This is a genomic window from Ruegeria sp. CF8, assembly GCF_056537285.1.
In genome coordinates, this window is the sequence record NZ_JBQFRG010000001.1 from 278,514 (window position 1) to 290,989 (window position 12,476).

General features: G+C 58.0%; 12 protein-coding genes. 9 read left to right on the plus strand and 3 right to left on the minus strand.

Annotated elements, in window-relative coordinates; all coding sequences use genetic code 11:
• The first annotated feature begins 120 nt into the window (after nt 1-120).
• Nucleotides 121-474 carry a hypothetical protein gene (locus ACR0EV_RS01360; protein ID WP_480798456.1) on the plus strand — a complete coding sequence of 118 codons (354 nt, stop codon included), beginning with the start codon at nt 121-123 and terminating at the stop codon, nt 472-474.
• An 86-nt stretch (nt 475-560) separates the two neighbouring features.
• On the opposite strand, the gene ACR0EV_RS01365 is transcribed toward ACR0EV_RS01360, so the two are convergent.
• A complete protein-coding gene (locus ACR0EV_RS01365) occupies nt 561-1,712 on the minus strand; it encodes a DcaP family trimeric outer membrane transporter (protein WP_480798457.1) in 1,152 nt (383 codons plus the stop codon).
• A 650-nt stretch (nt 1,713-2,362) separates the two neighbouring features.
• On the opposite strand from ACR0EV_RS01365, the gene ACR0EV_RS01370 reads away from it, so the two are divergent.
• Entirely contained in the window at nt 2,363-2,566 is a 204-nt protein-coding gene (locus ACR0EV_RS01370) for a hypothetical protein (protein ID WP_480798458.1), read from the plus strand.
• Between the two features lie 116 nt (nt 2,567-2,682).
• Entirely contained in the window at nt 2,683-4,728 is a 2,046-nt protein-coding gene (locus tag ACR0EV_RS01375; RefSeq protein WP_480798459.1) for an acetyl-CoA carboxylase biotin carboxylase subunit, read from the plus strand.
• Between the two features lie 76 nt (nt 4,729-4,804).
• Here the strand turns inward: ACR0EV_RS01375 and ACR0EV_RS01380 are convergent, their stop codons facing one another.
• Nucleotides 4,805-5,251: a DUF4174 domain-containing protein gene (locus tag ACR0EV_RS01380; protein WP_171092440.1), complete on the minus strand. Its 447-nt coding sequence runs from the start codon at nt 5,249-5,251 to the stop codon at nt 4,805-4,807.
• A 168-nt stretch (nt 5,252-5,419) separates the two neighbouring features.
• Here ACR0EV_RS01380 and scpA point away from each other — a divergent pair, with 168 nt between their 5' ends.
• The 6 genes from scpA to ACR0EV_RS01410 all read left to right on the plus strand — a co-directional run bounded on the left by scpA (nt 5,420) and on the right by ACR0EV_RS01410 (nt 10,885).
• Complete coding sequence (gene scpA, locus ACR0EV_RS01385; RefSeq protein ID WP_480798460.1) at nt 5,420-7,546, plus strand: methylmalonyl-CoA mutase; 2,127 nt, start codon at nt 5,420-5,422, stop codon at nt 7,544-7,546.
• A gap of 107 nt (nt 7,547-7,653) precedes the next feature.
• Nucleotides 7,654-8,256: a VOC family protein gene (locus ACR0EV_RS01390; protein ID WP_480798461.1), complete on the plus strand. Its 603-nt coding sequence runs from the start codon at nt 7,654-7,656 to the stop codon at nt 8,254-8,256.
• The gene (locus tag ACR0EV_RS01395; RefSeq protein ID WP_480798462.1) at nt 8,253-8,741 is read left to right on the plus strand and encodes an N-acetyltransferase family protein; all 489 of its coding nucleotides are present in this window, start codon (nt 8,253-8,255) and stop codon (nt 8,739-8,741) included. Before ACR0EV_RS01390 ends, ACR0EV_RS01395 begins: the two co-directional genes overlap by 4 nt.
• 45 nt (nt 8,742-8,786) lie before the next feature.
• Nucleotides 8,787-9,467, plus strand: coding sequence for a TerB family tellurite resistance protein (locus tag ACR0EV_RS01400; protein ID WP_480798463.1), 681 nt, complete (start codon nt 8,787-8,789; stop codon nt 9,465-9,467).
• 4 nt (nt 9,468-9,471) lie between these two features.
• Nucleotides 9,472-10,473 carry an endonuclease/exonuclease/phosphatase family protein gene (locus tag ACR0EV_RS01405; protein ID WP_480798999.1) on the plus strand — a complete coding sequence of 334 codons (1,002 nt, stop codon included), beginning with the start codon at nt 9,472-9,474 and terminating at the stop codon, nt 10,471-10,473.
• Between the two features lie 37 nt (nt 10,474-10,510).
• A complete protein-coding gene (locus ACR0EV_RS01410; RefSeq protein WP_480798464.1) occupies nt 10,511-10,885 on the plus strand; it encodes a hypothetical protein in 375 nt (124 codons plus the stop codon).
• Between the two features lie 7 nt (nt 10,886-10,892).
• On the opposite strand, the gene ACR0EV_RS01415 is transcribed toward ACR0EV_RS01410, so the two are convergent.
• The gene (locus ACR0EV_RS01415; protein WP_480798465.1) at nt 10,893-12,437 is read right to left on the minus strand and encodes a Ppx/GppA family phosphatase; all 1,545 of its coding nucleotides are present in this window, start codon (nt 12,435-12,437) and stop codon (nt 10,893-10,895) included.
• Between the last annotated feature and the right edge of the window lie 39 nt (nt 12,438-12,476).

Sequence of the window (12,476 nt, forward strand, 5' to 3'; positions counted from 1 at the left end):
CTTTCATGACGTCAGAGCATCTCAGACCAACGGTGCGGCTTTGGAGGTGCGCAACATGATCCCATCCCTTTTCGGGTTTGATTTTTCTTTGTCTTTAAGCGTCAGGCCGGGGGTATTGCCATGCTAAAGCATCGCGGATTTCCCGGGCGCCTGACTGGCACAGATTTTCAGTTCACCATTCGTCGTGCCAATCCCAAGGGCGTGACGCCGTTGACGCGTCGGGAGAGGTTTCGCGACCGTAAACCTGCGGACAAACGGGCGGACACTGCGTTCATGGAAGCGCTTTGGGCGCATTTCGGAGATCAGCCCTTCGAGCGGGGCAATCTGGATGCCGGCCGCCTGAGCTGGTTGTTCGGACGCGAAGTTGTACCTGCAGAAGACCCGTTCGATCCCGCGAGCTATGATGCGCTTTTGGTCATCGATGTGGATGCGGTCCGCGCGTCCTTTCCCGAAATCATCGACGGAATTGGCTGACTGTGACATTGGCTGCTACATATCAGCGTGCCGAACACGGTCTTGCAGGGGTCCTGCCCGAAACCGGGCAGGATTTGGGTGCGAGATCAAAAGTTCAGCTGAGCAGCCAACTGAACACGATTGCCGTCAAAGGTCCGGCCGGTGGGCGCGTCGTTCCGCTCACCATAGATGTACTCGGCGCTGAGCGTCAGATTGTCAGTCGCCTTGTAGAAGGCGTTGACATGGATCGTCTCCAACTCGGTGAAGGACAATGTGCCGGTCGAGGTGGGAAGATCATAATTCTCGCGGCCATACGCGATGCCGACATTCCACTTTGGGCTCAGGTCTTGCCTGAATTCGACGGTATAGCCATCCACATCGTTCGCTTGTCCGCCGACAATCGCATCGCCAAGGCCGATCAGATAGGGGCCAAGCGCCTCACCCGTTACATAGTTGACCTGAAACAGCCCACCTTGCCACGGGCGAACCGAGGCAGAGGCGGTGAAACCCGTTTGGTCAACTTCGACATTTCCGGAATTGGCTTTGCCATAAAGAACGGCACCACGCGCAATGTAAGTACCATCGTTGTATTCCGCCGAAGCTGTCAGGACCGGATCATCAGAGTTCGAACCGCTAACGTTTTCTTCCAGCGAAACAGCGAACTGAGCGTTGCCGCCAAGTTGACCCGTATATCGCAACTGTGGAACACGGGCGAATGCAATCCCGACCGGGCCGTTGAATTCAACCGAGGTAGGATAGGTGTCCAGCGGCTGGAAGTTGGTCCAGTATTGGCCGATCAGGAACTGGTCGCCGATTGTGATGTTTGCGTGACGCACGCGCAGTTCGGCGGTGCCACCCGAGCCGAACAAATCAAGCTCCAACTGTCCCCCGATGTCTCCGATCCCACTTGGTGTGGTGGTGCGCAGGCCAATCCGCGATTGGCGCACGGTCGCCCCAAAGGTGCCGTCGGTCGCGGCAGACGGTTCACCGATGACGTTCACGAAAGCAGTATCGCCCTGATCGAATTCAAAGTCGTAAAAAAAGTCGGCCTTGACGTAGCCATAAACGTCCAAAGTGGTGTTGCCGATCCGAAAATCTCCGTTGGCAGGGCTGCTATTGGCGGATTCCAGCGCTTCGACCCTGGCGCGCAATGCGTCAAGTTCGGCCTGTGTCTGGGCATCCTGAGCATGGGCAAGCGTGCCGGTCACACTAAGCGCCGAGGCAGCAAGCAGGAGTGCCTTCATTCGTGTCGTCGTCATGTGGGTTTTTCCTTGTGTGCGAGTGTGCATCCGCACCGTTTCACGCGGTCGGTGACGACGGAAATCACGAGAATGGGACGAAAAAGCCCAAATATCTCAAGGAAATGTGCGATGCGATCCTGGAAAATTCACACCAGGGTGAACCGATCTGTCAACCATATGAATGTGAATGCAATTTTGCATTGCAGAATAATGTCGCTGCGTGATGCCGCACGTGCAAATAACCGCTTCCACACGGGAAACTGTAACGGCAATGTGACGGGCAAACAGGGCATGACGTCGATTTACCAAAGACCCGGGATCGGCACGAACTTGCGCGAGCTGCCTCAGCGTGGGCAGAAACCAGCCGAGTTATCGTGTGGAAACAATACTGTGTTTGCAGGTGATATTGTGGCGTGCACAGTGAGCGGGCCGTGCGGCTCTACTTTGCCTGCGCCGCACATGCACCTACTATTCCGTACCCCTTCCTTACGCGGGCAGGCTTGTGTTCCCCACAAAAACCTGTCCGCGTTTTTCTTTTTGCGCCCTGTACGCAAAAAGAGGCAAAAACCTGCACAAAAGCTGCTTGTGCGCCCTTTGATATTGAATATCACGCCGCGTTTCGCGCATCAGAGCGCAAACGAAGCAAGACAACCAGAAGGGCAGTTACAATGCGAATCTCAAAACTTATCCTCGTTGCAGCGACCTGCGCGGGCTTGTCTGCCTGCGGCGACACCACAGGTGAACAAGCAATCCTTGGAGGCGGAGCCGGCGCTGTCGGTGCAGCCGTCCTCAATGCCGACCCGCTTGTTGGCGCGGCCGTTGGCGCAGCGGGCAACGTGCTTTACTGCAAAACGCAAAACAACTGTAACTAACGCATCTTTTTCGGGGCGTCTGTCGCCTCGTCCGTCATCGCGCATCACGCCGTCGTGGGGATCGCTCCCTGCGGCGGCGTTTTGCGTTTCCAGAACACCAAGCCAAAGGACGTTCCATGTTCAATAAGATCCTGATCGCCAACCGGGGCGAGATCGCCTGCCGGGTCATCAAGACCGCCCGCAAAATGGGTATCGGCACAGTTGCCATTTATTCGGATGCGGACAAGAACGCACTGCATGTGTCGATGGCGGATGAAGCTGTGCATATTGGCCCACCACCGGCCAACCAGTCTTACATCGTGATCGACAAGGTTATGGATGCCATTCGCCAGAGCGGTGCACAGGCCGTGCATCCGGGTTACGGGTTCCTGTCGGAAAACGCCAAATTCGCCGAGGCGCTTGAGGCTGAAGGCGTGGCTTTCGTCGGCCCTCCTAAGGGCGCGATCGAGGCGATGGGCGATAAGATTACCTCGAAGAAAATCGCTCAGGACGCAAACGTGTCGACGGTTCCGGGCTATATGGGGCTGATCGAGGATGCAGATGAGGCGGTCAAAATCTCGAATGAGATTGGCTATCCGGTCATGATCAAGGCCAGCGCCGGTGGCGGTGGTAAAGGCATGCGGATCGCGTGGAACGACGAAGAAGCGCGCGAGGGCTTCCAGTCGTCCAAGAATGAAGCTGCAAACTCGTTTGGGGATGACCGGATTTTTATCGAGAAATTCGTGACCCAGCCGCGCCACATCGAAATTCAAGTTCTGTGTGACAGCCATGGAAACGGGATCTATCTGGGCGAGCGCGAATGCTCGATTCAGCGCCGGAACCAAAAGGTGGTCGAAGAGGCACCGTCGCCTTTCCTCGACGAAGCGACCCGCAAGGCGATGGGCGAACAGGCCGTGGCCCTGGCCAAGGCCGTTGGCTATTCCAGCGCGGGTACGGTGGAATTCATCGTCGATGGGGAAAAGAACTTTTACTTCCTCGAAATGAACACCCGTCTGCAGGTGGAACACCCGGTCACCGAGCTGATCACAGGCGTCGATCTGGTAGAACAGATGATCCGAGTGGCAGCAGGCGAGCCTTTGTCGATCACGCAGGAAGACGTGACGCTGACCGGTTGGGCCATTGAGAACCGCCTGTATGCGGAAGACCCTTACCGGAACTTCTTGCCGTCGATTGGTCGTCTGACCCGGTATCGTCCTCCGCAGGAAACTGCGGCCGGTCCGATGCTGGTCAACGGCAAATGGCAGGGCGACGCGCCTGAAGGCGAAGCGGCTGTGCGCAACGATACCGGCGTCTATGAGGGCGGCGAGATCAGCATGTATTACGACCCGATGATCGCAAAACTCTGCACCTGGGCACCGACCCGCGAGGCCGCGATTGAGGCGATGCGCGTTGCCCTGGACAGTTTCGAGGTTGAAGGCATCGGTCACAACCTGCCGTTCCTGTCTGCTGTGATGGACCACCCGAAATTCATCAGTGGTGACATGACCACCGCCTTTATTGCTGAAGAATACCCAGATGGGTTTGAAGGTGTTTCCTTGCCCGAAGCTGATCTGCGTCGGATTGCGGCATCCTGCGCGGCAATGCACCGCGTGGCCGAGATCCGCCGGACCCGCGTGTCGGGCCGGATGGACAATCACGAACGCAAGGTTGGCAAGCGCTGGGTTGTTTCGCTGGAAGGCCACGAATTCCCGGTTCAGGTCAACGCTGATAAAGATGGGTCAACCGTCAAGTTTGAAGATGGCTCGACCCTGCGTGTGGCTTCGGACTGGACGCCGGGTGACCAACTGGCCGTGCTGGATGTCGATGGCAGCCCGTTGGTTCTGAAGGTTGGTAAGGTTTCGGGCGGGTTCCGCATTCGCAACCGTGGGGCCGACCTGAAGGTTCTGGTGCGCCGTCCGCGACAGGCAGAGCTGGCCAAACTGATGCCGGAAAAACTGCCGCCGGATACCTCAAAAATGCTGCTGTGCCCGATGCCTGGTCTGGTCGTGAAAATCGATGTCGAAGTGGGGCAGGAGGTGCAGGAAGGTCAGGCGCTGTGCACCATCGAGGCGATGAAGATGGAAAACATCCTGCGGGCCGAGAAGAAGGGCACGGTTGCAAAGATCAACGCTGGCCCCGGCGACAGCCTTGCCGTGGACGAAGTGATCATCGAGTTCGAGTGATCATGGCTGTGCTTTCAACATATCTCCAAAAGTCTCCGGCGTTCTGCGCCGGAGCTGCGAGGTATTGCGAAAGCGCTCAACCGCCCTCGCGCCGGTCGCGGATTTCGCGCTCACGCAGGGGTGTCTTGTCGATGGACCGGCCGATTTCGCGAACGCTCCAAGGCGCAGGTTTGCGCAGTTTGACCACACCGTCCTTGTCAACGAACACCATTTGGAACCCGCGCGGGCGCAGTTGTGACCGGATCGGGGATCGCGCCGAAGGATCGGTGTCTGTCAAGACCACGACATCCCGGTCTCGCATAGCCTCTTCGCCATCCAGCAGCATGTCGATCTGTTGCTGGAACCGCGGGTCGGCAGGCGTATCGGCAAAGACCACGATAGGTCGGTTGACCCATAGAAATTCGCTGAGTTCGCTGTCCCCAACCGGGCGAACAAAGCTGTCATCTGAGGGTGCCGTGCCGTCTGCCGCCCAGGCGGCCAGAGGGATTAGTGCCGAGAAAACAAAGGCAAGCGTGCGAGTCATGTGGCCTCCTGTTCTTTCGAATATAGCCCCTGTCTCTGCGATTGCGACTGACGATTTACCCAGAACACTCAAAATTTCGCGCTTGCCCTCCGACGCAAGGGTCAAGCGAAGGACCTCAATGCGGACGCTTTCCGCGGCCGCCACCCGAATTGACGAGAGGAAACTGAAATGACCGACACGAAGGACTGGAGAGCGCTGGCCGAGAAAGAGCTGCGCGGACGTCCGTTGGACGATCTGACCAAGGAGACGCTGGAAGGCATCGCCGTAAAACCGCTGTATACGCAGGAAGATACGGCTGATCTGCCACATATGGGCTCGCTGCCGGGGTTTGGTCCGTTCACACGCGGGGTAAAGGCCACGATGTATGCCGGTCGCCCTTGGACGATCCGGCAATACGCGGGCTTTTCAACTGCTGAAGAGTCAAACGCTTTCTACCGCCGAAATCTGGCAGCCGGTCAACAGGGCGTCTCGGTTGCCTTCGATCTGGCGACGCACCGGGGGTATGACAGTGACCATCCGCGTGTCGTGGGCGATGTGGGCAAGGCCGGAGTGGCCATCGACAGCGTCGAGGACATGAAGATCCTGTTCGACGGCATTCCGCTGGACAAGGTCTCGGTCTCGATGACCATGAACGGTGCGGTGGTTCCGATTTTGGCCAGTTTCATCGTTGCGGGCGAAGAGCAGGGCCATGACAAATCGGTGCTGTCCGGCACCATTCAGAACGACATTCTGAAAGAGTTCATGGTGCGCAACACCTATATCTATCCGCCTGAACCCTCGATGAAGATCATCTCGGACATCATCGAATACACCTCGAACGAGATGCCCAAGTTCAACTCGATCTCGATCTCGGGCTATCACATGCAAGAAGCCGGGGCGAACCTGGTGCAGGAACTGGCCTATACGCTGGCGGACGGGCGCGAATACGTGCGCGCTGCCACCGAGGCAGGAATGGACGTGGACAAGTTCGCGGGGCGTCTGTCGTTCTTCTTTGCCATTGGCATGAACTTCTTCATGGAGATCGCCAAACTGCGCGCCGCGCGGACACTATGGCATCGCGTGATGACCGAGTTCGGGGCGAAGTCTGAACGATCCAAGATGTTGCGGACGCACTGCCAGACCTCAGGCGTCTCGTTGCAGGAGCAGGATCCTTACAACAACGTGATCCGTACAGCTTACGAGGCAATGAGTGCGGTTCTGGGCGGAACGCAGTCGCTGCACACCAACGCTCTGGACGAGGCGATAGCTCTGCCCACCGATTTCTCGGCCCGTATCGCCCGGAACACCCAGCTGGTGTTGCAGGAAGAGACCGGCGTGACCGACGTGGTCGATCCGCTGGCGGGTTCCTATTACATCGAAAGCCTGACCAACGAACTGGTCGAAAAAGCCTGGGCCTTGATGGAAGAGGTCGAGGAGATGGGCGGCATGACCAAGGCCGTGGCCAGCGGCATGCCCAAACTGCGGATCGAGGAAAGCGCGGCCCGCCGCCAGGCCATGATCGACCGAGGGGACGAGGTGATCGTCGGGGTTAACAAGTACCGCAAAGAACAGGAAGACCTGATCGACATTCTGGACGTAGACAACGTCGCTGTGCGTGAAGCACAGGTCGCGCGTCTGGAACGTATCCGCGCTACCCGCGATGAGGCCGCGTGTCAGGCTGCGTTGAACGCGCTGACCACCACTGCCCGCGAGGGTGGCAACCTGCTGGCTGCTGCGGTCGAGGCCGCCCGCGCCCGCGCATCCGTAGGAGAGATCAGCATGGCAATGGAAAAGGAATTCGGTCGCCACCGTGCCGAAGTGAAAACCTTGGCAGGTGTGTATGGCGCGGCTTACGAAGGTGACGAAGGCTTTGCCGCGATCCAGAAGTCCATTGAGGAGTTTGCCGAAGCTGAAGGGCGTCGCCCCCGTTTGCTGGTGGTAAAGATGGGACAGGACGGTCACGACCGGGGTGCCAAGGTCATCGCCACGGCCTTCGCTGATATTGGTTTTGACGTCGACGTCGGGCCTTTGTTCCAGACACCGGCTGAGGCCGCGCAGGACGCGGTGGACAATGACGTGCATGTGGTCGGGATTTCCTCGCAAGCTGCTGGGCACAAGACGCTGGCCCCGCAGTTGGTGGAAGAGCTGAAGAAAGCCGGTGCCGAGGACATCATCGTCATCTGCGGTGGCGTGATCCCGCAGCAGGATTATCAGTTTCTGTACGATCATGGGGTGAAAGCGATCTTTGGGCCGGGCACCAATATTCCCGAAGCCGCGCAGTACATCCTGCGTCTGATCAGCGAAGCACGCGGCTAAACCGTAGTATAGGTTTTTCGTCGAAAAACCTTGTGATCCCGCGACAATGGCGAAAACATGCGACCAGACCTGATTGGGTCTGGTCGAATTGTTTTTGGGAGGGGCGCATGTTGCTCGATCATCTGGCTGTCGCCGGAGAAACGCTGGAAGAAGCATCCGCGCATGTCGAACAGGCTTTGGGTATTGCGTTGCAGGCGGGCGGCAAACACGAGAAGTTTGGCACCTATAATCGACTGTTGGGGCTCAAAGATGGCCTGTATCTTGAGGCGATCGCCATTGACCCAAACGCGCCCACGCCGGAACGGACCCGCTGGTTCGATCTGGACCGGTTCACAGGTAAACCGAGGCTGACCAATTGGATTTGCCGCGTGCCGGATATCGAGGCGTCTCTTTCGCTGTTTCCCAATGGTGTTGGATCGCCGATTGATCTGACACGCGGGGCCCTGAGCTGGCGTATGGCCGTGCCACCGACTGGCCGCCTTCCCTTTGACAACCTGTTTCCCGCGCTGATTCAGTGGCAGGGGGATCTGCACCCGGCGCAGATGTTGCAGGACAGCGGCTGCCGCCTGCGCAGGTTGGTTGTGTTCCACCCCGATGCGCTGACACTGGCCAAACATCTTGGCGCGTTGGACTGGGTGGTGTTCGATACGGGGCCAGCCGCTTTGCGGGCCGAGTTTGAAACCCCGCACGGCGTGCGTGTGTTGGAATGAAGGTTCGACAGGCGCGGCCAGAAGATGCTCCTGCGATTGCCGAGATCACCAATCAAATCATTCGCGAAACGCTTGTGACCTTCACAACCGACGAGCGCACCGCTGATAGCATCACGGAAGATATCCGCGCCCGAGGTCTGGGTTTTCTGGTTGCAGAGATTGACAACCAGGTGGTTGGGTTTGCGACCTTTGGACCTTTTCGCTCGGGCCCCGGTTATGTTCACAGCTCCGAACATTCGATCCAATTAGCACCCGACGCGCGCGGCAAGGGTGCTGGTCGCGCACTAATGGCGGAACTTGAACAATCCGCGCGTTCCAAAGGCATCCATGTGTTGGTTGCTGGGATCTCGTCCGCAAACCCTTCGGCTATTGAGTTCCACACAGCGGTGGGGTTCGAACAGGTCGGGCATATGCCTCAGGTCGGTTACAAATGGGGGCAATGGCTGGATCTTGTGCTGATGCAGAAAATTCTTTCTCCGGAATGATCTATCGCACCTGACAGTCCCGTATTGTGGCGCTAGGGTACGGCCATGTCGATCTGGACCCGCATATCCGACGCGCTCAGCGCTCTTGCACAGGGCGAAAGCCTGACTGCTGTTTTTGAAAAGCTACGCTCGCCGCCTGAACGCTCGGTTGCGTTCACGATTGCCGTTATTGCGCTGGGCGCAAAAATGGCCAAAGCGGACGGGCAAGTGACGCGGGATGAGGTCACGGCCTTTCGAGATGTGTTCCAGATCGCACGTGAGGATGAAGAGGGCGCGGCGCGGGTTTTCAATATGGCGCGCACGGATGTCGCCGGATACCAGGACTATGCCCGCAAGATCGCCCGGATGTTTTCCGAAGACAGCACCACGCTCTGCGACTTGATGGAGGGGCTGTTCCACATCGCTATGGCAGACGGGTTTTACCATCCCAATGAAAACGAATTCCTGGAAGAGGTCAGCCGCATCTTTGGTCAGACAGACGCGCAGTTTCTGGCCTTGCGCGCGCGGTTTGTACCCGAGGCACCCAACGACCCTTATGTGGTGCTGGGCGTATCACGGGACATGCCGGTAACTGAGATCCGCAAAGTCTGGCGTCAACTTGTGCGCGAGACTCACCCGGACGCAATGATGGCACGCGGGGTCCCGGAAGAAGCGATCCGGTTGGCTGAAAAAAAGATGATCGATATCAACCGCGCCTGGGATGAAATCAACGGCGCGGCGGCCTGAGGGGATGCGGCTGGCGACCTATAATATCGAATGGTTCGCCAATCTTTTCGACAAAAATGACACTCTCATCGTCGATGACAGCTGGTCGGGCCGGCACGACGTCACAAAAGCTCAGCAGGTCGAGGCAATTGCCAAGGTGCTGACCGCGATAGACGCCGATGCAGTTCTGATCGTTGAGGCGCCGAATACCGGCAAACGCCAGAACACGGTGCGCGCGTTGCAGGTCTTTGCCGAGGCATTCGATCTTCGCACCTCGGATGCGGTGATGGGTTTTGCCAATGACACACACCAGGAATTGGCGCTGCTGTATGACAGGTCAGTTCTGGACGTGCGCCACGACCCAAAAGGGGACATCGACGAGCTGTCCGCCCCTCGGTTCGATGGTGAATTCAAAATTGACCTGGATGTTGATGCGACCGAAGACATCGTCCGATTTTCCAAACCGCCAATGGAACTGGCTCTGACCACTCGGGCGGGCAATGACGTCAGGTTGATCGGGGCACACCTAAAGTCAAAAGCGCCGCATGGGGCAGATTCAAGGGATGAGGCGATCCGCATTTCGATTGCCAATCGCCGCAAGCAACTTGCGCAGGCGGTTTGGTTGGCCAGAAGGGTCGAGGCGCATTTGGCGCAGAATGAGGCTGTCGTCTTGCTGGGCGATCTGAATGACGGGCCGGGTCTGGATGAGTTTGAACATCTGTTCGGACGGTCGTCGGTTGAGATATTGTTGCAAGCGGGGCTGTATGATCCGCATGCGGTCAGGGCGCATGAGTTCAGGCCGGGTTCGGTGCCGTCCACTGCACGTTTTGCGCGCCCTGACGAAGGCCGGTTTCTTGAGGCCTTGCTGGATTACATCATGATCTCAGAGAATTTGCGGGCCTTTGATCCAGCCTGGCGCATTTGGCACCCGTTTCGGGATGTTACATGCTGGTCTGAGCCAGAGTTGCGGCAAGCATTGTTGACAGCTTCGGACCATTTCCCGGTCACACTGGATATTGATCTGTAACCTTTGCAGCGTGCGCCTGAAGGCTTATATCAACGTTATGAAACGGATTGTTTTGATCAGCGTCGTGTGGGCGTCTATGGCTGCACCAACACTGGCACAAGAAGACACGGGCAAATCCCTGATGGAGCAGGGGGCCGAGCTGTTTTTCGAAGGGCTGCGCAAGGAAATGGAACCAGCGCTGGATGAGTTGCTTGGGATGGCGGACGAGTTTGGACCAGCCATGCAATCTTTCCTGCAAGAAATGGGCCCCGCGCTGGCGGAACTGGCTGCTGAGGTCAAGGATTGGAGCGCTTATGAATTGCCGGAAATCCTGCCCAACGGCGACATTATCATCCGCAAAAAGCCGATAGAGGACCTGCCCGAACCTGAAGGCAAGGACGACGAGGTTCCCGAGGGCGCAACTGATATCTGAGATAATCTCAGTTTTTGATGATCACGCGCATTTCGGATTTCAGTGCGCTTGCCAGTGAATTCAGCCGTGCTTCTGCCACTTCGCTGAACAAGGGCGCCGCTGCTTCAGGCAGATACAGCTCAAGCTCGCGTTTTTTGGGGTAGAGTTTCAGTCGACCCATATTGGCATCGTTGTGCATCCACAGCATCGCGCCAAATCGCATGGCCTTACCCAGTATCTCGGCCTGTTTCTGGTCTTTCTCGTCCAGTAACTCATACAACGGGGCAAAACGGTTGCCTTCACGTTTGTTGCGATACCGATGCTGCAATGCAAGCCCGATAAAAACACGCTCGGAATGCTTCAGGCCACCAAGATTTGCGCGGGTGACATAGTCGAAACATGCTTCGGCCCGGTAATCCGGGTGGGCCCGCCAACTGACGTCGTGCAGCAGGCAGGCCGCCTTGATCAGGCGTACCCGGCTGGGCGGCGCTGACCTGAACAAGGGCATCACAAAATCATAAAGGTGGCGACCAAAGCCGGGCAGGCGCGCATCTTTGGCTTCGGAAAAGCGACTGGCTTCGATCAACGGGTCGCGGTCGCGTAGTTCCTGTGACATCTGTTCGTAAAGCAGACCTTCGCGGATGCCATAGCTTGAAATCGCGATATCCTTGGGTTTGAACGTTCGGATCAGCCGCGCCAGTACGTCCATCGCATAAGGAATCAACGACATGCGCGAGCTTGAGACCCCAGCTTGGCTGCGCAGCTTGTCGGGATCGTTCTTTTCGATGAACTTGATCGTTTCACGCACCTGTTTGGTGGTCATGCGGTATTCGTGCAGCACGTTCAGCGGATAGCCCCGCCGCAGCATGTCCAGTCGTGCAAAAGCTCGCCAGCTGCCTCCGACCAGAAACAGGCGATCTCTCTGCGGACCCATCTGATCGCGCAGCTCTTCCATCGTAGACTTGATATGCGCCTTGCGCGCCCGTCGCCCGCCCTTGATGTCGCGCAGCTTCAGCGGCCCGAGGGCTGAGGTCACACGGCGGCCGACTTGACCGTCGCCGATTTCGGCCAATTCCATCGACGAGCCCCCAATGTCGCAGATCAGGCCGTAAGCACCGGGCCAGCCCAACAACACGCCTTGCGCTGACAGGCGGGCCTCTTCAGCGCCGTCGATCACGGCCACATGCAGCCCGGTTTCCGCTTTGACCTGCGCGCAGAAATCAGGGCCGTCTTCGGCCTCTCGCACGGCGGCTGTGGCCACCACGTGCAGCCCGGGCAGATCCAAATCCATTGCCAGATGCTGGAACCTGCGCAGTGCCGCCAGCGCGCGGTCGCGCCCGCGCGGGTTCAAACGCCCTGTCTCGGACAGACCCGCGCCCAGTTCGCACATCACCTTTTCGTTGTAGAAATATGCGGGTGATCGGGCCGCCCCGTCGAAGATGACCATTCGAACCGAGTTCGATCCAACATCGACCACCCCGACCCGTGACAGAGCCCGCGTGCCAGGGTCGTCGAACAATGGTTTTCCGAATGGTCCCCAGTCCGGGATGTCGGTTTCGACGGTCTGATCCATGTGTCTTCCAGATAGTGCAGTCAGAGGATGCGAAATTGG

Excerpts from the sequence above, each read along its gene's own strand:
- ACR0EV_RS01360 (WP_480798456.1), top strand. The coding sequence starts at position 121 with ATGCTAAAGCATCGCGGATTTCCCGGGCGCCTGACTGGCACAGATTTT.
- ACR0EV_RS01400 (WP_480798463.1), top strand. The coding sequence starts at position 8,787 with ATGTCGATCTGGACCCGCATATCCGACGCGCTCAGCGCTCTTGCACAG.
- scpA (WP_480798460.1), top strand. The coding sequence starts at position 5,420 with ATGACCGACACGAAGGACTGGAGAGCGCTGGCCGAGAAAGAGCTGCGC.
- ACR0EV_RS01370 (WP_480798458.1), top strand. The coding sequence starts at position 2,363 with ATGCGAATCTCAAAACTTATCCTCGTTGCAGCGACCTGCGCGGGCTTG.
- ACR0EV_RS01380 (WP_171092440.1), bottom strand. The coding sequence starts at position 5,251 with ATGACTCGCACGCTTGCCTTTGTTTTCTCGGCACTAATCCCTCTGGCC.
- ACR0EV_RS01415 (WP_480798465.1), bottom strand. The coding sequence starts at position 12,437 with ATGGATCAGACCGTCGAAACCGACATCCCGGACTGGGGACCATTCGGA.
- ACR0EV_RS01410 (WP_480798464.1), top strand. The coding sequence starts at position 10,511 with ATGAAACGGATTGTTTTGATCAGCGTCGTGTGGGCGTCTATGGCTGCA.
- ACR0EV_RS01375 (WP_480798459.1), top strand. The coding sequence starts at position 2,683 with ATGTTCAATAAGATCCTGATCGCCAACCGGGGCGAGATCGCCTGCCGG.
- ACR0EV_RS01405 (WP_480798999.1), top strand. The coding sequence starts at position 9,472 with ATGCGGCTGGCGACCTATAATATCGAATGGTTCGCCAATCTTTTCGAC.
- ACR0EV_RS01390 (WP_480798461.1), top strand. The coding sequence starts at position 7,654 with ATGTTGCTCGATCATCTGGCTGTCGCCGGAGAAACGCTGGAAGAAGCA.
- ACR0EV_RS01365 (WP_480798457.1), bottom strand. The coding sequence starts at position 1,712 with ATGACGACGACACGAATGAAGGCACTCCTGCTTGCTGCCTCGGCGCTT.
- ACR0EV_RS01395 (WP_480798462.1), top strand. The coding sequence starts at position 8,253 with ATGAAGGTTCGACAGGCGCGGCCAGAAGATGCTCCTGCGATTGCCGAG.